Origin of the sequence: Nocardia sp. BMG51109 (assembly GCF_000526215.1) — a bacterium.
In the GTDB taxonomy this organism is placed as follows: Bacteria; Actinomycetota; Actinomycetes; order Mycobacteriales; family Mycobacteriaceae; genus Nocardia.
On sequence record NZ_JAFQ01000004.1, the window covers coordinates 3,842,644 to 3,864,196 of the forward strand.

General features: G+C 67.4%; 17 protein-coding genes and 3 pseudogenes. 12 read left to right on the forward strand and 8 right to left on the reverse strand.

The features are described from left to right. The first annotated feature begins 280 nt into the window (after nt 1-280). The 5 genes from D892_RS0119015 (at nt 281) to D892_RS45335 (ending at nt 5,949) form a co-directional block, all read left to right on the forward strand. Nucleotides 281-772 (forward strand): hypothetical protein, encoded by a 492-nt coding sequence (locus D892_RS0119015; protein ID WP_156959573.1) that lies wholly within the window; start codon nt 281-283, stop codon nt 770-772. Nucleotides 773-887: 115 nt separating this feature from the next. Continuing rightward, nucleotides 888-1,868: an SDR family NAD(P)-dependent oxidoreductase gene (locus tag D892_RS0119020; protein WP_084161603.1), complete on the forward strand. Its 981-nt coding sequence runs from the start codon at nt 888-890 to the stop codon at nt 1,866-1,868. Between the two features lie 98 nt (nt 1,869-1,966). Next, on the forward strand, nt 1,967-3,295 hold the full coding sequence (locus D892_RS0119025) for a pyridoxal-dependent decarboxylase (RefSeq protein ID WP_156959574.1): 1,329 nt from the start codon (nt 1,967-1,969) through the stop codon (nt 3,293-3,295). Further along, the gene (locus tag D892_RS0119030; RefSeq protein WP_024802779.1) at nt 3,292-4,191 is read left to right on the forward strand and encodes an alpha/beta hydrolase; all 900 of its coding nucleotides are present in this window, start codon (nt 3,292-3,294) and stop codon (nt 4,189-4,191) included. Before D892_RS0119025 ends, D892_RS0119030 begins: the two co-directional genes overlap by 4 nt. Before the next feature lie 357 nt (nt 4,192-4,548). Next, nucleotides 4,549-5,949, forward strand: coding sequence for a tryptophan 2,3-dioxygenase (locus D892_RS45335; RefSeq protein WP_198036930.1), 1,401 nt, complete (start codon nt 4,549-4,551; stop codon nt 5,947-5,949). A gap of 134 nt (nt 5,950-6,083) precedes the next feature. Here the strand turns inward: D892_RS45335 and D892_RS0119040 are convergent, their stop codons facing one another. Continuing rightward, on the reverse strand, nt 6,084-7,559 hold the full coding sequence (locus D892_RS0119040; RefSeq protein ID WP_024802781.1) for an MFS transporter: 1,476 nt from the start codon (nt 7,557-7,559) through the stop codon (nt 6,084-6,086). Then, entirely contained in the window at nt 7,559-8,692 is a 1,134-nt protein-coding gene (locus D892_RS0119045; protein ID WP_024802782.1) for an FAD-dependent monooxygenase, read from the reverse strand. The genes D892_RS0119040 and D892_RS0119045 overlap by 1 nt, the downstream gene beginning before the upstream one ends. Nucleotides 8,693-8,847: 155 nt before the next feature. On the opposite strand from D892_RS0119045, the gene D892_RS0119050 reads away from it, so the two are divergent. Continuing rightward, nucleotides 8,848-9,456, forward strand: a complete 609-nt coding sequence (locus D892_RS0119050) for a TetR/AcrR family transcriptional regulator (protein ID WP_024802783.1) — start codon at nt 8,848-8,850, stop codon at nt 9,454-9,456. Between the two features lie 163 nt (nt 9,457-9,619). Here the strand turns inward: D892_RS0119050 and D892_RS0119055 are convergent, their stop codons facing one another. After that, nucleotides 9,620-10,969 carry a cytochrome P450 gene (locus D892_RS0119055; RefSeq protein WP_024802784.1) on the reverse strand — a complete coding sequence of 450 codons (1,350 nt, stop codon included), beginning with the start codon at nt 10,967-10,969 and terminating at the stop codon, nt 9,620-9,622. 506 nt (nt 10,970-11,475) lie between these two features. Here D892_RS0119055 and D892_RS46785 point away from each other — a divergent pair. Continuing rightward, on the forward strand, nt 11,476-12,000 hold the full coding sequence (locus tag D892_RS46785; protein ID WP_156959575.1) for a hypothetical protein: 525 nt from the start codon (nt 11,476-11,478) through the stop codon (nt 11,998-12,000). Nucleotides 12,001-12,181: 181 nt separating this feature from the next. Here D892_RS46785 and D892_RS0119070 read toward each other — a convergent pair whose 3' ends face one another. The 4 genes from D892_RS0119070 to D892_RS41515 form a co-directional block, all read right to left on the reverse strand. Next, complete coding sequence (locus D892_RS0119070) at nt 12,182-13,558, reverse strand: NAD-dependent succinate-semialdehyde dehydrogenase (RefSeq protein WP_024802786.1); 1,377 nt, start codon at nt 13,556-13,558, stop codon at nt 12,182-12,184. 245 nt (nt 13,559-13,803) lie between these two features. Further along, nucleotides 13,804-14,511, reverse strand: coding sequence for a DUF6081 family protein (locus D892_RS0119075; protein ID WP_024802787.1), 708 nt, complete (start codon nt 14,509-14,511; stop codon nt 13,804-13,806). A 31-nt stretch (nt 14,512-14,542) separates the two neighbouring features. Further along, on the reverse strand, nt 14,543-15,457 hold the full coding sequence (locus D892_RS0119080) for an SAM-dependent methyltransferase (protein WP_051499104.1): 915 nt from the start codon (nt 15,455-15,457) through the stop codon (nt 14,543-14,545). A gap of 185 nt (nt 15,458-15,642) precedes the next feature. Next, on the reverse strand, nt 15,643-16,116 hold the full coding sequence (locus D892_RS41515; RefSeq protein ID WP_024802789.1) for a hypothetical protein: 474 nt from the start codon (nt 16,114-16,116) through the stop codon (nt 15,643-15,645). Nucleotides 16,117-16,599: 483 nt separating this feature from the next. Here D892_RS41515 and D892_RS0119090 point away from each other — a divergent pair, with 483 nt between their 5' ends. Beyond that, nucleotides 16,600-17,502: a helix-turn-helix transcriptional regulator gene (locus tag D892_RS0119090; protein ID WP_024802790.1), complete on the forward strand. Its 903-nt coding sequence runs from the start codon at nt 16,600-16,602 to the stop codon at nt 17,500-17,502. 73 nt (nt 17,503-17,575) lie between these two features. Here D892_RS0119090 and D892_RS0119095 read toward each other — a convergent pair whose 3' ends face one another. After that, the gene (locus tag D892_RS0119095; RefSeq protein WP_024802791.1) at nt 17,576-17,944 is read right to left on the reverse strand and encodes a hypothetical protein; all 369 of its coding nucleotides are present in this window, start codon (nt 17,942-17,944) and stop codon (nt 17,576-17,578) included. Between the two features lie 323 nt (nt 17,945-18,267). Between D892_RS0119095 and D892_RS0119100 the strand changes: the two are divergent. The 4 genes and pseudogenes from D892_RS0119100 to D892_RS0119110 all read left to right on the forward strand — a co-directional run. Then, nucleotides 18,268-19,011 (forward strand): annotated as a pseudogene (locus D892_RS0119100) (NADPH-dependent F420 reductase); the annotation flags it as partial. Nucleotides 19,012-19,434: 423 nt separating this feature from the next. Next, nucleotides 19,435-19,602: pseudogene (locus D892_RS46790) on the forward strand (IS481 family transposase); the annotation flags it as partial. A gap of 310 nt (nt 19,603-19,912) precedes the next feature. Continuing rightward, complete coding sequence (locus D892_RS43805) at nt 19,913-20,887, forward strand: helix-turn-helix domain-containing protein (protein WP_024802793.1); 975 nt, start codon at nt 19,913-19,915, stop codon at nt 20,885-20,887. 161 nt (nt 20,888-21,048) lie between these two features. Further along, nucleotides 21,049-21,513: pseudogene (locus D892_RS0119110) on the forward strand (oxidoreductase); the annotation flags it as partial. Between the last annotated feature and the right edge of the window lie 40 nt (nt 21,514-21,553).

A 21,553-nucleotide genomic window follows, 5' to 3' on the forward strand; every position in this document is an offset into this window, starting at 1 on the left:
CGCCCACGGACCGGCTACCGATCATTCAGCCGCGCTCGGGCACCGTCCGGCCGGACGATGTCGAACGGGCAGCGCTCTTTCGCATGCCGCCGCAACCACGCTGCCGGTGCCGCTCCGCGCGCAGGGTCGACCTCGCGCCGGTGTGCATCGTCCACGAAACTACGCGAAACGCCGATTCGTGGCGGGGTTCGGTGCGGATGCCCGGACGGTGCGCTCGCCGGTATTAGGGTTGCTCCGCTGGATTCCGCTGTTACTTCATACGACGAGACAGGGGTAATCGATGAGGTTCGACCGGAGGATTCTTCGTCCGTTGTCGGCGGCGACGCTGGCCGGAATCGCCTGTGCCGCCGTGGTAATCGGGTTGCCCGCGCCGGCGAGCGCCCAGGCGGACCAGACGCTCGTGCTGAAGGCCACCCGAATGGAGGACACGGCTTCGGCGGCTCCGAAGCTGGGCGACGCATTCGTCATCGACGAGGACTTGACCGACGAATCGGGCAAACCCGCCGGTACCGCCGCGGTCGACTGCAAGGTCACCGGACTCAGCGAGGACACACCACCCCACGCGTACTCCAATTGCGACGTGACCCTGGAACTGTCCGGCGGCGCCCTGTTCCTCACGTGCCACGCCAAGCACGAGCTGGGATCCACCGAGGGCCAACCGTGCGCCGTCATCGGCGGCACCCGGGACTACAAGCTCGCCCGCGGCGAAGGCACCGTCAGTCTCCCCGACAAGAAGACCGTGCTGTACAAGGTGGACGTCTCCATGAGCTAGCCGTGGCCCGCAGCGGGAGGGACATGAACGCAACTGCCCGCCCGTACCGTCTGTCCCGGACCGGATATCGCCTTCGAGGACGATGCTGCATCTCGGAGCGACTTTCGCGACCGGTATGCGCGGCGCACATGGTCGTCATGCGTTGCGTTCTCTGCATTCCGTCGACCGGCGGTGGGAGAGTCGACTGCGCACCGGTCGGTGCGGCCTGCGCGTGCCGAGGGTACGGCGGTGCGGAAGTGGTTGGGCGGAAGGCGATTCCGCCGTGCCGGGATCGGGAGGGGCGAGCGCTGTGCGTGAAACGGTTCGCACGTCGTTGGTGACCGGTGGGTCCAGTGGTATAGGGGCTGCGACGGCGCGGGCTTTGGCTCGGCATGGTCATCGTGTCTGGATCACCTATCGCCGCGGCCGGGATGCGGCGGCGGCGGTGGTCGCGGATCTCGAGACCTGTTCGCGAGGTCTCGGGCATGCCGCGTTTCCGCTGGATCATCTCCGGCCCCACGGTATTCGCTCTCTCCTCGCGGCGTTGCCCGGTCCCGTCGACGTACTCGTCGCGAACGCGGCGGTGGGTACGGCGAGCGTGCGAACGCAGGCGAACGAGGCCGGCCGGGACGAAGTGTTCTTCCGGGTCAACTGTCTGGGGCCGCTGGGACTGGTTCGAGAGTTGGTGCCCGGCATGGTGAACCGCGGTTGGGGCAAGGTCGTCCTGGTATCGAGCGTCGGGGGCGGTGTTGCCGCTTTTCCCGGGTTCGATTACGCCGACGGAATGAGTAAGGCAGCGATCGCCTACCTCACCCGCCATCTGGCGGCCGAGCTGGCACACGACCCGGTGGACGTCTTCTGTGCCTGTCCGGGAGCCACCGACACTCCGATGCTGCGTGCGAGCACACTCGATCATCTCGACGACTCGGGACGCCGCGGTCTGATCCGGCGACTGCCGGACGGCCGGCTCGTCCACCCCGACGAGATCGGGGAGCTCATCGCCTGGCTGTGTGGCGACAGCGCCCGGGTGTTGCGCGGTGCGGTCCTCGACGCATCGCTCGGGCTGGGCGTTCACCCCGGCCTGCTCACGGCGACGGACCCGGCGGCACGGCGGTGAGAAATGGCAACGGCCCGAACCGATCCGGGTGCGCGGGGTGGGATGGCGACGAGTTCATCGATGCGGCGGACAGAACCGCTCGAACCCTCAACCGGTACGTGGAAGAGAGCCGAGCCGGACGCACGCCCGTGATCCGGCGCCGGCCGCCCCGTGACGTGGCCGCGCGCCTGCAACTGGCCGACTGGATTCGCAGCGGCGGAATGACGCCCGAGACCTTCGACGAATTCCTCGCCGCCTACCTCGACGAGGGCACCCGCCTGCATCACCCGGGGTATCTCGCGCACCAATGCGCCGTACCCGATGTCCCGTCGTCGCTCGGTGATCTCGTGCACGGGGTCGCCAACAACGCCATGTCGTTGTATGAGATGGGCGCCGCCGCGGCGACAGTCGAACTCGCCGTGATCGATTGGATGCTGACCATGCTCGGATGGTCGCCCGCCGCCGGTGAAGGCGTCCTCGTTCACGGCGGTTCCCTCGCGAATCTCACGGCGCTGCTCGCCGCCCGCGCCGTCGCGCTGCCCGACGCCTGGGAGGACGGCGTCTCGCGGCGCGCGGTGATCGTCGCGCCCGGCACCAGCCACGTCTCCATCGCCCGGGCGGTCCGGATCATGGGTATGGGACGTCGCGGCCTGGTGGCCGCACCGACCGATGACCGGGGCCGCATCGACATCGGCCGGTTGCCCGCCGTCCTCGACGGCCTGCACCGTGACGGGGCAACCGTCGTGGCCGTGGTCGCCAATGCCTGCGCCCCGGCCACGGGCCTCTACGACGACCTCGGCGCTCTCGCCGAAGTGTGTACGGCCCACCGGATTTGGCTACACGTCGATGGTGCTCACGGATGCTCCGCACTGTTGTCTCCCGGCCTGCGTCACCATCTCGCCGGAATCGAATGGGCGGACTCGGTTGTCTGGGACGCGCACAAGATGTTGCGGACGTCCACGCTCGCGGCCGCGGTCCTCGTCCGCCGCCCCGCGGCGCTCGGGCAGGCATTCGGGCAGCCCGCGGACTATCTGTTCTTCGACGACCAGCGCACGGGAATCGACCTCATGCTGCGCACCGTGGAGGGAGCCAAGGCCGAACTCGGCCTCAAGCTCTTTCTCAACCTCGCCTGGCGTGGACAGGAAGGGCTCGGCGAATACATCACCGCGACCCACCGGATGGCGCAGCGGCTCTGGGAACTGGTCCGCGACCATCCGAACTTCGAGACCCCGTTTCCGCCGGAGAGCAATATCGTCTGCTTCCGCCACGGTACCGATGACACCCACCAGATCCGCGTGCGCGACAGGCTCATTGCCGGTGGCACCCACCACTTGGCGTCCTCCCTCGTCAACGGTCGCCGCTATCTGCGTGCCACCGTCATGAGCCCCGCCACGGATGAATCCGTACTGCGCGATCTGCTCGCGGAGATCGAACGCTGCGAGACATGACCGATACGCCGCGGCCGCGTCGCGCGCATTCGGTCGCCGCCGACTATTGGCGCCGATGGACCTGTGCGCAACGCGATCAGGAGTACTCGCCGAGCCTGCTCGTCGCCGACTTCCCGGGCCTGCTCGACGAATACGCTACCCGCAGTGCCCGTACGCGCCAGGAGATTCCGCCCACGGTCGTGCGATACGGTCGCCGCCGTCGCGACACGATCGACTTCTTCCCGGCCCGCTATCCCGACGCACCTCTACTCGTCTTCGTCCACGGCGGCTACTGGCAGCAACTGGGCAAAAGGGACGCGAGTTTTCCCGCTGCGGGCCTGACCCGCGCCGGTTGTGCGTACGCCGCACTCGACCACGGGCTCGCACCCGACCTCGACCTGCCGGCAATCATCGACAGTGTGCGCACCGCGATCGCATATCTGACGACACACGCCGCCACCTGGCGTATTCAACCCGCACGCATCATTCTCGCCGGCAGTTCGGCAGGGGCGTACCTGGCACTGACCGGCCTGCTCGACGAGTGGAGCATCGACGGCACCCGACCGCGCGAGCGGATCGCCGGAGCCGTTCTGCTCGATGGCATTTACGATCTCGAGCCGCTCGTGGGCACCTATATCAACGACGCGCTCGGCCTCGATGCGCCGACGGCGCGACGGCTGAGCCCGCTCGACCGTCTGCCCGGCCGGCTGCCGCCGACGATCGTCGCCCGCGGCGAGCACGAGACCGACGCCTTCGCATGGCAACACGCTCGCGCGGCCGCCGCTCTCGCGCCACGCACCAGCGTGACGGATCTCGTCGTCGCCGGGCGCAATCACTTCGATCTCGTTTTCGACCTCGATCGGCCCGATACCGTCCTCGGTCACGCCGTCTTCGATCTGCTTGGCCTACGCACGTAACCGGTTGCGCAGCAGCGGGATCCCATATTTCGGCCGGCCGTCGATCTTGTGTGATACCGGTCGTCGACCCGCCGGGCGCCGCCGCACGTCGGCCCGCCTCGGTTCGGTCCGGGTGATGACCGTATGCGGCAAACGAATTGCGGCTATGTACGCGGGGGACTCCCCAGCAGCCCATCGGCGACCGATGATGAAGTCGTGGTCATGCCAGGCCGCGGCCTACCGATTTCGGGTGCGTCGGAGGTACGGATCAACTACCGGGCCCGGCCTTCGTCCTTCGAATGCTCAACGCGCGTCACGCATTATGCCGAGCACCTGCCGCGTGGACGGAATTCTCGATCTGCCCGGAGGGAGCGATAGATGGGGCGTGTCATGCAGTTGTGCACCATGCCGGCCGATGTCGCCGAGGCCGTCGCGGAGTGGATGGCCGGTCTCACTCGGGCGCATGACGAACTGGGGCGGAAGGGGCCGGTGTGCCCGTTCGTGCGGCCCGCCGACGAAGCCGGAGCGATCCGAACGGAATGCTTGCGTGCCGAATCTGGAGACGGCATAGAAGAATTGGTCGCGGCCCTCCGTCGTCAGGTGCACCGTTTCGGCGAGTTTCCGGCGTCCGGTGGTAGGGAGCCGCTCGACAGCCTCGTGACGGTGATGGACGGGCTGCCGAGGCACCGCTGGCGGCTCCTCGACGCCGCGCAGCGCCGGATTCGTCGCGAGGTGGTGGCGGCCGGCCTCATGGTGGGCCAGTTCCATCCGGAATGCCCCGAGCCCGGGTACTGGAATCCGTCCTTCATGGTCTCGCGGTCACCGGTGCCGCTGATCGTCCTGCGCCGGATGGCTTTTCACGACATCCTGTTCCTGCATTCCGACCCCGCCTTGTTCGCCGAATATGACAGGAGGTTCGGTCGGTGGTACCAGGAGGGAAAGGTTCCGGCCGAGTTCCGCGCCCTGTACGACAACGCGCCCCGGCTGCCCGCCGCGACCGGCCGACCGTACCTGGACTACCAGAGCATCCCCCTGCTGCATGCTCTGCATCAGCCGCGCACCGAGCATCAGCCGGAATCGTCGTTCTATCTCGCCGGTCAGTCCATGGAGTTGCTGTTCTCCCTGGTCCTGGGTGAGGTGCGGGCCGCCCAGGAGGGCATGGTCGTCGACGATCTCGGTCGCTGTGGCTGGCATCTGCGCCGGGCCACTGCCGGGATGCGGTTGCTGTGCGGGTTCTGGGATCTGCTGTCGACGCTGTCGCCGGCGGAGTTCAACTCGTTCCGGGATGCGCTCGGCGAGGCCTCCGGCCTGGGCTCCTACAAATACCGCACCCTGGAGTTCGCCCTCGGGGCGAAATCGCCGGCCATGGCGGCGCGGCACGACGGCGTGCCGGCCGTCGCTGCGGAGGTGTACCGCGCCCTGCACGACGCCAGCGCCTACGACGACGCCCTGGGAGTGCTGGTCCGCCGGGGGCTGCTCGCCGACGATGACGCCGGGCACGATCGCGATCCGGTCGCGGTGCGGTCGGCGTGGGCCAGGATCTATCGGGAGGAGACCGTTTCCGGTGACCTGGTGCGCTGGGCCGAGGCGTTGATGGACCTCGCCGAAACCGTCGGCAGATGGCGCCGACTCCACCTGCTCACCGTCGAGCGGATCATCGGCTACAAGCCGGGAACCGGCGGCACCGCCGGCGTCGAATGGCTGCGCGACGTCGCCACCCACCACGTGTTCCCCGAACTGTGGGAGGCGCGCTTACAATTGTCCGGAGGCCCGGCCTGAGTCGGATCCGTTGTCGCCGTTCAGCATTCCGGTGCGGGGGCGAAGCGTTTCCGCTCATCGGTGCGGGCGGGTTGTCGCCGGATCCGGTGGTGCAGGTGTCCGAATGCCAGCAGCGCGAAGATATCCGTTCCGGGCTATCGCCCGGCCGCGGATTCCGGTCGCCGTGGTGCCCCAGGCCCGGCCGGTGCGGGAAATCGGTTGCGCGTCAATATGATCGCAGGCACCGCGGCGAGGACGAAGAGAACTCCTGCCATCGTGACGTAGAGGTACACGCCGGTTGCCGTGCTCGCCGGGTCGCCGTCGGCGAAGGTGCCGGGAACCTGGGTCGCTTTGAGTATCTCGCCTCCGGCGATGGTGAAGACGACCGAGCCGAGGGCGAGCACGACCGACACCAGGCCGGCGGTCGTGCCCTGACGCTCGGGCGCTTCGAGGCTGGTCGCCAGGTTGTAGCCGGAGGCGCCGATCGCGCCGGCGGCCATGCCGATCACGGCGCCGCAGGCGATCGCCGGTGGGAGCGCCGATACGCCCGCCAGCATCGCGAAGGTAGCCACCGCCCCGACGGCGATGCCGCCGAGGAGGGGCAGCGCGGGACCGAACCGGCCGGCGAGCCATCCGGCGCAGACACCACCGATGACGATGCCGATATTGGGCGTGGCGAGCAGGACCGCGATCGCCTCTCCGTCGCCCAGCCCGTAGCCGAGGCCCAGGTCGGGGGACACCTGGGCGATGATGCTCGTCAGTTGCAGCATGCTCCGGAAGGAGCCGGCCGCCAGTACCAGGGCCAGCAGAGTCAGCAGGATCGGGCCGCTCAGTGCCCGGATGTCGATGAGGGGTTCGTCGACCCGCAGCGCGCGCAACGCCCAGCCGGCCGACGCCGCGGCGCCGGCCGTCAGCAGCGCGATCATGCCCCCGGACGACCATCCGAGGTCGCTCCCGAGGCTGATGTAGCCGAGTATCGCGCCGAGTCCGCCGCCGAGCAGGAGCGCACCGGCCACGTCGATCCGGCCGGTGCCGCGGATAGGCGACTCCGGGAGGAACGAACGCACGCAGAGTGCGGCCGCGGCGGCGAGCAGCGCCGCCACGATGAACACGCTGCGGTAGCCGAACACATCGATGATCGGCTTCATCAGGAACGGCTCGATGATTCCGACGAGAGACGAGCCGGATGTCACGACCCCGACCACGGCCATCGCCACTCGCGGGGTGCAGATCTGGCGCGCGAGAGTCACCGTGAGGAAGACCGCGGCGAAGGCGGCACCTTGAAAGAAGCGGCCCACCAGGAAGATCCAGACGTTGGGGGCGGCGAGGCAGACCAGCGCTCCCGCGCAGGCGAGCAGCAGCGTGCCGATGAGTATCCGGCGCTTGCCGAAGAGGTCGGAACTCTTCGCGAGCAGCGGCGACCAGATCGCCCCGGCCAGCATCGCGCTCGCATTCAGCCACGCGGCCTGGTCGGTGTCGAAATGCTCCAGCAGCTGGGGCAGGACCATCATGGGCGAGCCGATGACCACGTCGGCCAGGACGTTGGCGAGGGTGAGAACGGCCGCCCAGAGGATGAGGCGTCCACGCCAGCGGTGTTCTCGGACGGCGGGGTTTTCCAACGTGTCCGTCATTATGGATTCTCTTCGGCGCGTTGGGTTTCGGCGATGCCGGTGTCGAGTGCTCGCAGCGCCCGGTTACGGGCGGCGATGTCGGCCCAGGTGGCCGGCACTATGCGGTCGCGGCCGCCCTCGACGCGGTCCTGGGCGAAGGCGACGTAGGGCCGCAGCCGGGCCTCGTACCGCGCGAACGCGGTTGTGTGGTCGTTGCCGCACCGTTCGAGTTCCTCGGCGAGAAAGCGAGCGCCGGTGAGCGCCAGCGAGGTGCCCCGGCCCGACAGGTAGGCCGGGCAGTACCCGGCGTCCCCGACGAGGACGACGCGGCCGCGGTGCCAGGAGGGCAGGTGGATCCGGCTCGCGGAGGTGAAGAAGAAGCCGGGATCGGCGCGGGCCGCCTCGAGCAGCTCCGGGATCCGCCATGACCGGTGGCCGGCGAAGGCGTCGAGGAGGATCTTCTTCTGTGCGTTCAGGTCGCGGTGGTCGTAATCGATGGGCGCCGAACGGAACTGGAAGTTCGCCACGGCCTTGCCTCGGTACCGGAAGACGCCTGCCATCCGGCCGGGGACGTTGTATATAGAGTTCGCGCCCCCGGAATGCGCCTCGCCGGGGAGATCGGCGAGAGCGAAGTAGACACCGAGATGCCGTAGGTAGTCCTCCTCGGGCCCGAACACCAGCCCGCGTACCGCGGAGTGCTGGCCGTCGGCACCGACCACCAAGTCGTACCGCCCGATGTCGCCGGAGGCGAAACGCACGTCGCCGCTGTCGGTCAGCGTCTCGATCGAGTCGCCGAAGCGGATCACCGCGGTATCCGGAAGCGCATCGGCGAGGATGCGCACGAGGTCCTCGCGGAGCAGCTCGATGTCGTCGTCGGAGTCGCTGATCTCCGCCATCGGGATCCGGGCCACCGGCTCGCCCCGGCTGTCGACGAACCGGGTCAGCTCGGACACCCGGACTCGTTGCTTCCGGATCTTCGCGAGCAGTCCCATCCTGTCCACGGCCTCGATCGCGGCGCCGCGAATGTCGATGGGTGTGCCGGTGAGCCGGAGCCGGCGGGCGTACTCGACAACGGTGACGTCGTGGCCGCGGGCGCCGAACTCGAGTGCGCAGGCGAGCCCGGCGATACCGGCTCCGGAGACGAGGATGTTCACGTGTGCGCTCCAGTTTCGCTGAGAGGGATGCGCGACCGATAACTAAAAGAAACAATATGTCGCTTTTAGTGAGCATACGTATGCCCGGCTTGCACCGCAACGCCGCGGCTGGCGACAATCGGCACCCGAACACGAAACAGGAGGTGAGCGCGGCGATGGTCGACGGGACCGCGGACCGGCCGCCCGCGCGGCGCCCCGGTGGCCGCAACGCGCGGGTGCGGGCGCAGATCCTCGCCGCGACCGCCGAACTCGTGGCGCGCGACGGCATCGCGGGCTTCCGCTACGAGGAGGTCGCCGAGGTCGCCGGCGTGCACAAGACCAGCGTCTACCGCAACTGGCCCGACCGGGAGGAACTGGTCGCCGAGGCCCTGCTGCAATACGCCGAGGATCTCGCGTCCATCGCCGACACCGGCGACATCCAGCGCGACCTGGTCGACTACCTGGTGGCTCTCGCCGGCGGCCTGAACACGCCGTTCGGCCGGGCCCTCGAACTGGCCACCCAGCCCACCCGCGAGAACCCCGCCGTCCGGCAGACGGTGGCCAGGATCCTCGAGCAGCGCGGAGCCGCCATCCGGCGGCGAGTGGACCTCGCCGTCGGCCGCGGCGAGCTCCCCCCGGTCGACAGCTCCTTCCTCGGCGAAATGATCTCCGGCCCGGTGCGTCTCATCGTCAACCGCGGCGTGCGCCAGTTCACCCGCCCGGACGCGGAGCGCATCGTCGGCGTGGTACTGGCCGGCATCCGGGCCACGGCACCGCACCCTTGAGCAGTCGCCTCGGCCGCGCTGTCGGGCCGACGACGGAGCGCCGCCACGTGTGCGTTCAGCGCGGTAAGTCGAAGTGCCGCATCAACTTTCGGTGTACAGGGCCAGGGGAGCGCCGCGTGTTCGACCGCACCGACCGAGCTGTCGGCGTCCGTGATCAGTACGCTCAGCGGGCCATCACGGTGACCGGTAGCTCGGGGAATCGGGAAATTGCCCCTTTGTACAGTGGTGAGCGGTCGATCAGCGGATCCTCGACCAGCCGCCAGCGGGCGCACGCCGTCGCGACGAACACGAGCATCACCGTCTGTGCGAAGGATGCGGCGATGCACATCCGGCGACCGTTTCCGAACGGGACGAAGGCTCCCTTGGGGAGACTGTGTGGCGGCCGATCGACCCAGCGGTCGGGGTCGAAGGCCGAGGGATCGGGGTACACGGCCGGATCTCGGTGCAGGGCGGGTGGAGCGAACAGCAGTTCCGTGCCGACCGGAATATCGATCCCGCCCAGCCGCATCTCATCGGTCGTCCTGCGCATGAGGAACCAGGTCGGTGCGTGTAGTCGCAACGTTTCGGTAATCACGTTGCGTGTGTATGTCAGGTGCGGAAAGTCTTCCTCGGAGACCTGTCTTCCGCCCAACGCATCCTCGAGTTCGTGATGCAGCCGTCCTTCCACGTTCGGATGGCGGTTGAGCTGGTAGAACAGGGCAGCCAGGGTGCTGGTGGCGGTGACGAAGCCGGTGATCATGAATGTGATCAGCTCGTCCCGGGCCTGGATATCCGACATACCTTCCCCATCTTCGGGGTCCCGGGTGGTCAGGATCGTCGATAACAGGCCGGAATGCTCGGGGTCGGGTTCCGACAGCCGGTAGCTGGCTATGATTTCATCGATAACCGATCGAATTCTCCCGCTCAGCTCGCGGAACCGCCGGTTTCTGGAAGTGGGGAGTCTCGTCCAGAATCGGGGCACGAACGTGTTTGCCGCCACGCTTTGTAGCACCGTCGGCAGCAGGCGGGTCACCTCCTCGGCACCGCGCGGGTTCAGTTCCGCGGAGAAAATTGTGTTCATCACGGTCTTCAAGGTGAATTGGTCCAACACGTCCACTAATTCCACCCGTTGCCCCGGCCGCCAGGATTCGGTGGCTCGGCGGGCGTTTTCCCCGATCCCGGGCACGTAACTGGATAGTGCCGCGGGTTTGAAGGCGTGTTGCGAAATTCTGCGCTGATGCATGTGTAATGGCTCCGACGAGGTGACCAATCCGTTCCCCAGAAGCGTCCGAAGATTATCGAACAGGCGACCTTTCTCGCACGCCGCGCCCTGGGGCACCAGTATTTCGTGGACCAGCGCCGGATCGGTTACGAGGTAGACCTCCTCCGTGCCCAGCCGTATCTTGACAAGCCCCCGGAGTGCGCTCATCTCCCGGATGAATTCCACTGGTCGGCGGGTCATCGGGATCAGGTGACCCAGCACGGGGATGCGGCCGGGTGCGGCGGGAACGGCTACCGGAATCTCCGCACGCATCACAGTGATCCGATCGGCGGGGTAATCGCCCGCTCTCCCACGTCGGCGTAGATTGTGCGCAGAATGTCGCAATGATGGTGGATGGGAGCGTTGCCGGTGGTCATGGCTGCTGCCTCTCTGCTGTTCGGTCGAGGTGATCGGCAGGGACGGGTGCGGTGATCACGCGAGGCCGATTTGTGCTGCGGCGGCGATGGCGGTCCGGTGAACGGACTCGAAAGAACTGCGTGCTGTCAGTACGTCGGAATTATGTAGTTATCCGAACTACGCGCGAGGCGGTCGGATATCGTATGCGACATCCGCGATAAGATGCAGAATTGTCTGATTTCCACCGTTGAACTGCGATTCTGTATGTGATGCTACCGGATTGCTACTTCGCAAGTCCAGGCTTCTCCTGCGTCCCGCGCAGCGTGATCCGGCCTGAAGTGCCGCAGAGAGGCGAGCTGTCCGGCCACACGCGGTCCTCGGCGGGTCCGTCGGTCCGGACGATCGGCGGTGTATGCCCGCCCGTGCCAGGAGCAGCGGCAAACGATGACGGTGAGACCGGGGCCGACGGCGAGCAGTATTCCTTCGGCGGGGTCGGGCGGCGGAGCGGCGAGGAAGCGGGCGGTGACGTCGAGGACGGAGACGGAACCGGCGTTACCCAGTTCCTGGAGGCTGCGGCGCGATGGCTCGAGCAGGCACGGGTCGAGATCGAGGGTATGTGTGATGGTCTAGAGGATGCGGGGACCGCCAGGGTGGCCGGTGTCGGAGGGATGGATGTAGGGGAAAATTCAGATCCGGTGCGTCACAGAATGTATCGGCATCGTCGCGTCCAGATACCCGGCATCGGCCAGGGTGTCGCGCATGCTGTGCGGCATACCGATACCGAACCCACGGTCGTGCAAACGGGCGCTGCTGCGCTCGGATACGACGACGGCACCGCCCGACCGCGTGATCGCGAGGGCGGCGGCACACCCGGCGATGCTCCCACCGACCACCGCGACCCTGAATCGATCGCGCCGTCTCATCGTTGCCCCATCCGGCCGACCTGAACTTTCGGGATACCAGCCACCGAAGACACCGACCTTTCGTTACCGATGCCGAATTCTCCCACCCATCGGCCGGCGGAATGAATGGACCGCGCCGCATGAAATATATTCTTTCAGCGCATTCTCACCGATCCTCTCAACAATGCGTGTGCCTCATGAAGTCGGCTGTGGCGGCGCTACCCGGTCAGCGAGCCGAGGTTCGGCGGAGTTTGGTGTTGACAAATTCGCCCATGCCCCAGCGCGCCAGTTCGCGTCCGTAACCGGAGCGTTTGACGCCGCCGAACGGTAAGCCGGGCAACGTCGTTCCGTGTTCGTTGATGTAGGCCATTCCGACTTCGAGGCGGTCGGCGACCAGTGCGGCTCGGGTGAGGTCTGTGCTCCACACCGATCCGCTCAGGCCGAAGCCGACGTCGTTGGCGAGCCGCACCGCGTCGTCGATGGAGGAGGCCCGATAAACCATCGCGGCGGGGCCGAAGATCTCCTCGGAGTAGGCGTCCATTTCCGGGGTGATGCCGGTGAGGACCGCGGGTTCGAGGAACGCTCCGTCACCCTCGACGGGCGAGCCGCCCGTGTGCAGCGTCGCACCCTGCCGCACGGCGGTGCGGATCTGGTCGGCGACATTGTCCCGCGCGGACACCGAGGACAAGGGGCCCACCTCGGTTTCGGGGTCCGCAGGATCCCCGACGACCGCGCGATCGAACTGATCCACCAGCGCCTGGACGAAGTCGTCGTAGAGTTCGCCGACGACGATGAAGCGTTTCGGCGAATTGCACGCCTGCCCCGCATTCGACAGTCGCGCCCGCGCGGCGATCCGGGCGGTCCTGGCCATGTCGTCGGTATCCAGCAGGATGAACGGGTCGGAACCGCCGAGTTCGAGGACCGATTTCTTCAGGTTCTTCGCGGCCTCCGCGGCGACCGCGGCGCCGGCTTTCTCACTGCCGGTCAGCGATACTCCGCGGATCGCCGGATGCGCCAGCAGTTCGGCGACCTGGCCGGCGCTCGCATACACGTTGATGTACACGTCGTCGGGAATCCCCGCTTCGTGCAATACATCGGCGATGAGTTGTGCGGAGGCCGCGCAGATAGAGGCGTGCTTGAGCACGACCGTATTGCCCAGTAACAGATTCGGCGCGGCGAAGCGCGCGACCTGATAGTAGGGGTAGTTCCACGGCATCACCCCGACGAGCGGCCCGATCGGTAGCGTCCGAACCACCGACTCCTCGGCGCCCTGGGGATCGAGCCGCTCGGTGGTCAGCAGGTCGGGGCCGTGCTCGGCGTACCAGCGATAGATATCCGCGGACAGCTGCACCTCCTCGGCCGCCTGCTTCGCCGGTTTGCCCATTTCCCTCGTGATGGTCGCCGCCAGCTCGGCCGACCGCTTCTCGTACAGATCCGCGGTCCGCGCCAGCGCGGCGGCCCGTTCGGCCACGGGCGTGTGCCGCCATGTCTCGAATCCCGCGCCGGAACGTTCGGCGACCTCCGAAATCTGGTCGTCGGCCAGCCCCGGGAACTCGCGCTCGGTGGTACCGGTGGTCGGATTGGTCGTCACATAAGTACTCACAACGCACTCCTCCGTATCAGCGGCCGTATGCTCTGCTCGCCTCGGCGGCCGGGCGCGCACCTTCCGCTCGGCCACCTCGCGTCATATCGGCGCACTACCCCGCGCACTCGGCACTATGCACTCGAAAGTTCGCGGGCGGGTCGGTCCGACCGCGGAGTGGTCAGTCGGTCGGGGGCGCTTGCGCTCTCACTCTGAGCGCCCCGGCCACCCCTGGCCCGGATCGGATCGACGGCTGTCGCCGCGGGTCAGGTGATGTCGAAGTGGCGCCAGTGGCCGTGCAGTCCTTGGCCGCGTAGGGAGGTGGAGTGGCCGTCGGCGATCGGGTGGAGGGTGATGATTCCGAATCCGATGCGTACCGAACCGGGCAGGGTTGCCGGGTGTGCGGTGTAGACGGGGGTGTCGTCGATGCGCCAGGTGACGGTGTGGCGGGCGGGGTCGAGGGTGATGGCGTAGCGGTGGTGATGGCCGGGGCGGGGGGAGATGCCGGCGAGGGGTGCGTGGACGACGTGGGTGAACGCGTCGGCCGGGTCGATGACGCCGGGGACGTAGAGGCGTTCGTGGATGGCGTAGGCGTGGCGGCTGGTGACGATGAGGTCGAAGATGTCGGCGGTGGCCATGTCGAGGACGTTGAAGGCGGCGAAGCCGTCGCGATAGTCCTCGCCGGTGGAGCCGATGTTCTCGGCGGTCATGTCGACGGCGAAGGTGCGTGGCCCGGTGGTGAGGTCGAATTCCTCGGTGGAGACGAGCAGGTGTTTGGGGTTGTCGAGGAGCTGGACCTGGGGATGGGAGCGGGTGAACTCGTCGATACGGACCGAGACGGCGCCGTCGCCGACATCGGTCTTGGCGTCGGGTTCGGCGTAGGTCCAGGTCTCGTCGTCGCCGATGGGGAATTGCAGGTATTGCCAGCGGTCATCGCGCAAGGTGGGGCCGGACAGGTCGTCGTAGGAGGTCATCGTTTGTCGTCTCTCGGCGAGCGGGGCACGGTTATCGGTCGGTGCGGCGGCGCAGGGGCGTCACGACCGGATTCGATGGTCCGGTCTTGCGGCCGACTCCGCCGAGGAGCAGGCGTTTTTCGGTGCAGCGGGGTTCGAGTTCGGGGCCCATCGGCCACCAGTCGTCGAGTTCGGCGAGGTCGGGTCCGAGGTGAGGGCCGGGTGGGAGCAGTTCGAGATCGCCGAAGTAGGAGGCGATCTGGTCGTGGGTGCGGTACCAGCCCGATCCGAGTCCGGCGTTGATGAACCGGTTCTGCAGCTCGATGGCCATCTCGTGGGCCTCGGTGCCGTCGTCGGGATCGGCGAAGTGGGTGATCGCGACGTAGGAGCCGGTGGGGATGGCGTCGATGTAGTGGCGCATGATGCCGGCGGGGTCGAGGTGGTCGTCGACGTGGTGGAGGATGCCGCACAGGATCAGCGCCAGCGGGCGGGTGAGGTCGAGGTGGGCGACGACCTCGGGGTGGGCGAGCAGGGTGTTGGGTTCGGTGAGGTCGGCGGGCACGAAATGGGTGTAGTCGTTGCTTTCCAGCAGGACCCGGCCGTGGATGTTGCAGACGGGGTCGTTGTCGACGTAGACGACGGCCGCGGCCGGGTTCTGCTGCTGCGCGATTTCGTGGGTGTTGCCGACGGTCGGCAGGCCGGCGCCGATGTCGAGGAACTGGTCGATACCGGCCGGGCCGGACAGGTAGCGGACCACGCGGTGCAGCCATTGCCGGTTCATGCGCGCGACATCGCTTTGCTGGGGCGCGATTTCGGCGACCTTGTCCCGTACGTTGCGGTCGACGTCGTAGTTGTCCTTGCCGCCCAGGGTGGCGTCGTAGACGCGGGCGATGCTGGCTCGGCTGGTGTCCACACCGACCGGTATGCGGACCCCCGTGACGAGGGTGGGTTCGGACACCTCGGGCATGACAACCTCTCTGTACTGGGATGACTCGGCTCATCAGCGTAGAACCGCGCGTCGGGTGCGGCAACGGGACCGGCAGAGTCAGGGGCTCGCCGTTGCCCTCTCTGTGGGGCAGGACGAGTATTGCTGCAACCTAACAGGTTTCGGTGTGCACGGCGGCTCCGCGGGGCCGGTTGGTCATGGTTCGGTCACGGTGTGCCGGCGGGCGTGGTGCGGGTGAGGACCCGCCCGGGCAGCCAGCCGCCCTCGACGTGGGTGACGCGCCACCACTCGATGGTGATCACCACGGGGTCGACCGGTGCGGCGAGGAACGGTTCGATCTGAGGTTCCTTGCGGCGCAAGGCTTCGAACGTCTCGTCGCGGCCTGCGGCGTCGCGCACCGCGGCGGTGCCGAGCCCCTGTGCGAAGGGCTGCAGGAAACCGGAGGGGACGATCTTGACGCCGACGTTCGGATTCGACCGCAGGCCCTCCAGGGTCCGGCCGGCGGACTCGAGGACGAGGGTCAGCCGGAACGGATCGTCGTCCAGTACGGCGAAAAACGCGTTGGAACACCAGTTTACGCCGTTGCTGGAGGTCGCCAGGTCGATGCTGGGGCTGGTCAGGATGTCCGACAGCTTGGTGCGGATGTCCTGCTCGGTGATCGTGGGCCCGGGTGTTGCCATGTCAGTCTCCCAGAATGGTGTGGTCGTCGGGGCGTGCGCGCAACGCCGCCGACGAGGTGTCCGTCGCCACTCGGCGCACAGCCGTAGGCATGGGCGATGCTCGGCGCGACGGCATCGATGTCCCCGGCACGAGCCCCCTGGTGGCGCCCCCACGACTACCCCGTCCCGAGCGGGCTGCTTGCGACGGCGCCGAGTCTACGGCCGGTCACCACCGGTGTGCCGGGAAACCGAGGGAAGTGACATTCATTGCCGCCCTGGCGATACGGGGAACCTACGGGTCTGTTTATCCGTGACGGTAAGTGCCACAAAGGATTCGCTCGCCGTTCCGGGGCGGGGGACCTCGTCGTCGGCCGCCGGACCTGGCCCGACGCCGGTGCGCCGCTGCAGGATTCGAGAGTTGCACAGTCAGCGGATACGATCGGTGAATGGGGCGCGCAGTACCCCTGACGAAGGTCCCACCCCTACCGTGGCCGGAGGCGGCACATGACCGATGAGCACGACGAGGATGCGGAGCTGCTGACCGCCGACCGTGGGCCGATGGTGCTGCGTATCGCACTGGGCAGCCGGCTACGCGGCCTGCGGGAGGATCGCGGGATCTCCCGCGAGCAGGCCGGTTACACCATCCGCGGATCGCACGCCAAGATCAGCCGTCTGGAGCTGGGGCGCACCGGGTTCAAGGAGCGCGACGTCCGCGACCTGCTCACCTTCTACGGTGTAGACGATTCCGAGCGGCGGGAGCTGTATCTGGACATGGCCCGGCGGGCGAACCAGCCGGGCTGGTGGCAGCACTACAACGACCTGCTGCCGTCGTGGTTCGAAACCTACCTCGGGCTCGAACAGGCCGCCACGACCATCCGGTCCTACGAACCCCAATTCGTTCCGGGCCTTCTACAGACCGCCGACTACGCCCGGGCCGTCGTCTCCGCGGGGGACGGCGAACAGACCGACCGCCGCGTCGACCTCCGGCTCCGGCGCCAGCAGATCCTTGCCCGGCGCAGCGGGCCGCTGGTGTGGGCGATCATCGACGAGAGTGCCTTCCGCCGTCCGGTCGGCGGCGTTCACATCCTGCGCGACCAGATCGATCACCTTCTCGACACGACCGCGGCACTGCCCAACGTGCGAATTCAAGTGCTGCCCTTCGCTGCCGGAGGTTCCGCCTCTCCGGGCTGCCCGTTCAGCATCCTGCGCTTCCCCGAACCGGAACTGCCCGACATCGTCTACACCGAACAGCTCACCAGCTCGGTCTATCTGGACAGGCAACGCGACGTGCAGGCGTACAAGTCGGTGATGGACCGGCTCAGCGTCCAGGCACTACCCCCGAAATCCAGTACGGAATTCCTCGCCACACTGCGCACCGAACTCTGCGACCGAGCCGCCACCGCCTAACAACGTAAAGCGCAAGGCGCGGAAGGACTTTCGCGGCGAGACTCGGCGCCCCGTTCCGCTGGTCCGAGAATGCTCAGCCGGGACGGTCCCCGGCCGGGTGTTCGGCAAGCAGCGGCGTGGTGATGGCGGATGCGGCGGCGGCCCGCTCGATCAGTGCCTGTCTGCCGACATGTGCGGGCCGTGCGACCGCGATGCGGAGGGCGACGTGCAGCGTCATTCCCATGCCGAGGTAGAGGATTTCGTCTGCCTCCGTATTCGGCGGCAGATCGTTGATCACCGCGGTCAGCATGGTGCGTGTCCTCATGGCGACCGGCAGCGCCGCCGGTAGCGCGAATACCGGCAGCGCATTCCTGTTCGGCTGACGAAAGCGCCGGACCAACGCCGCTGCGCGCTCCCATTCTTCTCGCCCGTTGGTGAGGAACTGGAACGTCGCGCTCGGCACGCCGTAGCGGAAGTACTCCGCCCATCCCCGCGCAGCGTCGAGTTGACCTGTCGCAGCACAGAGACCAGTGTCCGATTGATGTTCTTGCGCGGGCAGTGGCGTGGAAACTCCCGACACCGGACTTGACCGGATGCTGCCTCCGTTTTATGCTGTTCAAATACGGATGCTGCCTCCGTTTTGCTTCTCGGGCGTGGTGCAGTCGGGAGGCCATGCGGGTGGAGCAGGTCGGCCCGAGCGCAGGCTGCGCGTGGATGTCCAGTGTGACCGGACGGGCAGAACGAGCGTCCTGCGTGGAATGAAATGGTGAGAACAGAAGGAGTTTCTGCATGAAGATAGGTGTCATCGGTACCGGGTTCATCGGCAAGACCCTGACTCTGAAGTTGAGTGCGGCCGGGCACGACGTGAAGGCGGCCAACTCACGAGGCCCGGAAACGATCGGCGCCGATATGCTGGTCTCGGGTGCGCGCGCGGTTGCCGCGGCCGACGCGGTGCGGGATGTGGACGCTGTGATCTTGTCCATCCCGTTGAACCGGCTTCCGGACATCGCGCCGTTGATCGCCACCGTGCCCGCCGAGACGGTCGTCATCGACACATCGAACTATTACCCGTCACGCGACTCCGCCATCGAGGCCATCGAAGCCGGTCAGGTCGAAAGCCTCTGGGTCGCCGAACAGCTCGGCCGCCCGATCGTCAAGGCATGGAACGCGATCGGGTCCAACTCGTTCGCCCGGAAGGGTATGCCCGCGGGTATCGAGGGCCGCATCGCCATCCCGGTCGCGGCCGATGACGAGAGAGATCGCGCGGTGGGGATGGCGTTGGTCGACGACACCGGATTCGACGGATTCGACGCCGGACCCCTGGCGCAATCGTGGCGCCAGCAGCCCGGCGCCCCCTGCTACTGCACCGACCTCACCAGCGGCGAGATGCCGACCGCGCTGGCGGCGGCCGAGGCCGCGAGATTGCCGAAGCGCCGCGACCTGGCGGCGGCCGTCATATTCGAGCGAATCGAGGAATTGAGGTCGACCCCCGAACACGCCGTCGTCGTGAACCGTGCGGTATTCATGTGAATCTCCCGGCCCGTGCGCCCGCTTGATTTGATCGGATACCGCCTCCGTTTTACGGTCGACTCGGTACGGAGGAGCCGGACAACCCGCTCACCCCTCCCCTGCCATACCCTCATCGCCGCCACCGACCAGTATCTGCGGGCCGCGCAACTCGCCGGCACCGTACGGGACTCGGGGCGGGGAGTGACCTGTTCCTCGCGGCCGTCTCGATCGCTTGGATCAGGGGCACCGCCGCCACCGACGCGGGAACGGTGGACCGGCTCCGCGCACTCGTCGCAAGCGGCTACCGAACTCCGGATCCCTGGGCCTGATCCCCCTCGGACGCCCCGGCCATCATATCGAGTCGCCCGCCGCCCCGGCGGCACCCGTGAATCATCCGATGCTTGGGTCCGGGCCGCCATTCGGGACTCGGGCGTCGGGTCGCCCTTGGCGGACGAGAAGGCTGTCACGGCAATCGGTTTCGTGTTCCGGGCGCGGGCATTCTTCGCCGCGTACGGCATCGGAAGGATCGAGCGCATCGTCACCGGCAATGCCGCCTGCGGCACAGCACGCGACTTCGCGAAGGTTCTGCTCGGTGCCCGGCATCAGCGGATCACTCACTGTCGGCTCTGTCCCGAATTCCGTGGTTACGCTGTGGTGGCGGCAGGATGTTGCGGTGTGCGGGGTGAATATGCCTGCCGCTGTAGTATTTTCAGGTTTATCGCCGCTGGAGATCAGGCAGTCCCGTTCACGGCGAAGCGTAGGCCGCGGTGGTACGTGACTATGGCGGGGAAGCGCCGGGCACGTGCGATCCGGCCCGATCTGTCGGTGCCTAGGCATGATTTGTCAGTGTGGTGTTGCCGAAGTTGTGATAGGCGGCTGGATTTCGGCGCCGTTCCGGCGAGCCCGGTGCGAGAATCATCCGGTGGGTGGCACCCCGGTGAACACTGTGGTCGACATACGGTCGACGCTCGAGTTCGAGCCCGAGCGGGCGCTCGAGCAGTGGGAGGGTGTGCTCTCCGAATCCTATTACCCGATGGGGATCAGTAGCCCGCAGGGGGAGAGGTTCCACGGCCGGATCAGGGCCGTGACCTACGGTGACGTGAGCGTCTCGTTGGTCGAAGGCACGCCGATCAGTGTGTACCGGTCGCGGCGGCATATGGATCGGCCGGACGAGCCGGTCCTGTCGGCGTTCTTTACGACCGCCGGCCGCGGCGTCCTGGAAGGGGCCGGCCGGACGAGCGCGTTCGAGCCGGGTGGGCTGCTCCTCTACGACAGCGTCCAGCCGTCGGCTACGCACTTCAGCAGTACGTGGGGAATAGTGTTCCCGCAGGCGCCGCTGTCCAGCATTGTGGAGCGGACCGGGGTGTCGATCGGTCGGCTGCCGATCAATGTCCGGATACCCACCAGCGGTGCGATCGGTGTGATCGAGCGGTTCTTCCGGGATCTGCTGGAGGTGCAGCAGAGCGATCCGGCGGCCGCGGCGGTGCTGGGCGAGCACGCGGTCGACTTGATGGCTTCGGCGGTTCTGCTGGCGTGCGGGGGCCGGCTCACCGAGCGGTCGGCGCAGGCGCTGGTCCGGCAGCAGGTGCTGGCGTTCGTGCGGAGTCATTACACCGAACCGGATCTCACCACGGATCGGATCGCGCGGGCGTGCGCGGTGTCGCGGCGCACCCTGTATCGATTGTTCGAGCACGTCGAGGGGGGTGTCGGCGCGATGGTGCGACGCCGTCGCATCGGTACCGCCCAGGTGTTGCTCCGCGCGGGCCGTGTCCGGTCGCTCGAATCGATCGCCGCGGCGTGCGGTTTCGCCTCGGATCGGCATTTCTATCGTGTCTTCAAGCAGGAGACGGGAATGACGCCCGGCGAGTATCGGGCGCTGCAAAATCCGGTGCGGTGACCGCCTGTCGCCCGACAGCTGCACCACTCGCGGTCCCGACGACGTTGTCCGCACCGGCACGCTTACCCCGATCCGATCGCCGTGTTCGGCGATGACGGTGCTGCATCAGGAGAGGTCGTCAGGGCGGTGCTGCCCAGATTCGGTCGCGCGCAACCGGTGTCGATCGCGGCGGCCAGCGAGTCGCCCGGCGCCTCGAAGTGCTGCCCGCCGATTTCACCGCCGAGGCCGTCACCACCCTCGGGCTACACGGCACCCACGGGCATCGCTCCTACAACGTGGTCAATCCACACGACGACGGCATCTCGTTGGACGAGTTCGTCGACTGGCTGATCGAGGCGGGCCATCCGATCCAGCGAATCGACGACTACGACGACTGGTCGAGCCGATTCCACACGGCCCTGCAAGCGCTGCCCGATGCGTACAAACAGCATTCGCTGCTCCCGCTGCTACATGCCTACCGCCGTCCCGGAACCCCGGTCCGCGGTTCGGCCCTGCCCACCGACAACTTCCGGAAAGCGGTGCGAGCCGCCGACATCGGCCCCACCGGAGATATTCCGCATCTGTCGGCACAGCTCATCAACAAGTACGTCAGCGATCTACGCGAAAGGAAACTGTTCGAGGAGTAGCACAGTTGGCCAAGGCGCCGACGCCCCGGGCCCCTTATCG

Coding starts and splice junctions, on each gene's coding strand:
- D892_RS0119080 (WP_051499104.1), bottom strand. CDS start 15,457: ATGCCCGAGGTGTCCGAACCCACCCTCGTCACGGGGGTCCGCATACCG.
- D892_RS0119015 (WP_156959573.1), top strand. CDS start 281: ATGAGGTTCGACCGGAGGATTCTTCGTCCGTTGTCGGCGGCGACGCTG.
- D892_RS41515 (WP_024802789.1), bottom strand. CDS start 16,116: ATGGCAACACCCGGGCCCACGATCACCGAGCAGGACATCCGCACCAAG.
- D892_RS0119020 (WP_084161603.1), top strand. CDS start 888: ATGCGCGGCGCACATGGTCGTCATGCGTTGCGTTCTCTGCATTCCGTC.
- D892_RS0119030 (WP_024802779.1), top strand. CDS start 3,292: ATGACCGATACGCCGCGGCCGCGTCGCGCGCATTCGGTCGCCGCCGAC.
- D892_RS0119075 (WP_024802787.1), bottom strand. CDS start 14,511: ATGACCTCCTACGACGACCTGTCCGGCCCCACCTTGCGCGATGACCGC.
- D892_RS0119055 (WP_024802784.1), bottom strand. CDS start 10,969: ATGCGTGCGGAGATTCCGGTAGCCGTTCCCGCCGCACCCGGCCGCATC.
- D892_RS0119040 (WP_024802781.1), bottom strand. CDS start 7,559: ATGACGGACACGTTGGAAAACCCCGCCGTCCGAGAACACCGCTGGCGT.
- D892_RS0119050 (WP_024802783.1), top strand. CDS start 8,848: ATGGTCGACGGGACCGCGGACCGGCCGCCCGCGCGGCGCCCCGGTGGC.
- D892_RS45335 (WP_198036930.1), top strand. CDS start 4,549: ATGGGGCGTGTCATGCAGTTGTGCACCATGCCGGCCGATGTCGCCGAG.
- D892_RS0119090 (WP_024802790.1), top strand. CDS start 16,600: ATGACCGATGAGCACGACGAGGATGCGGAGCTGCTGACCGCCGACCGT.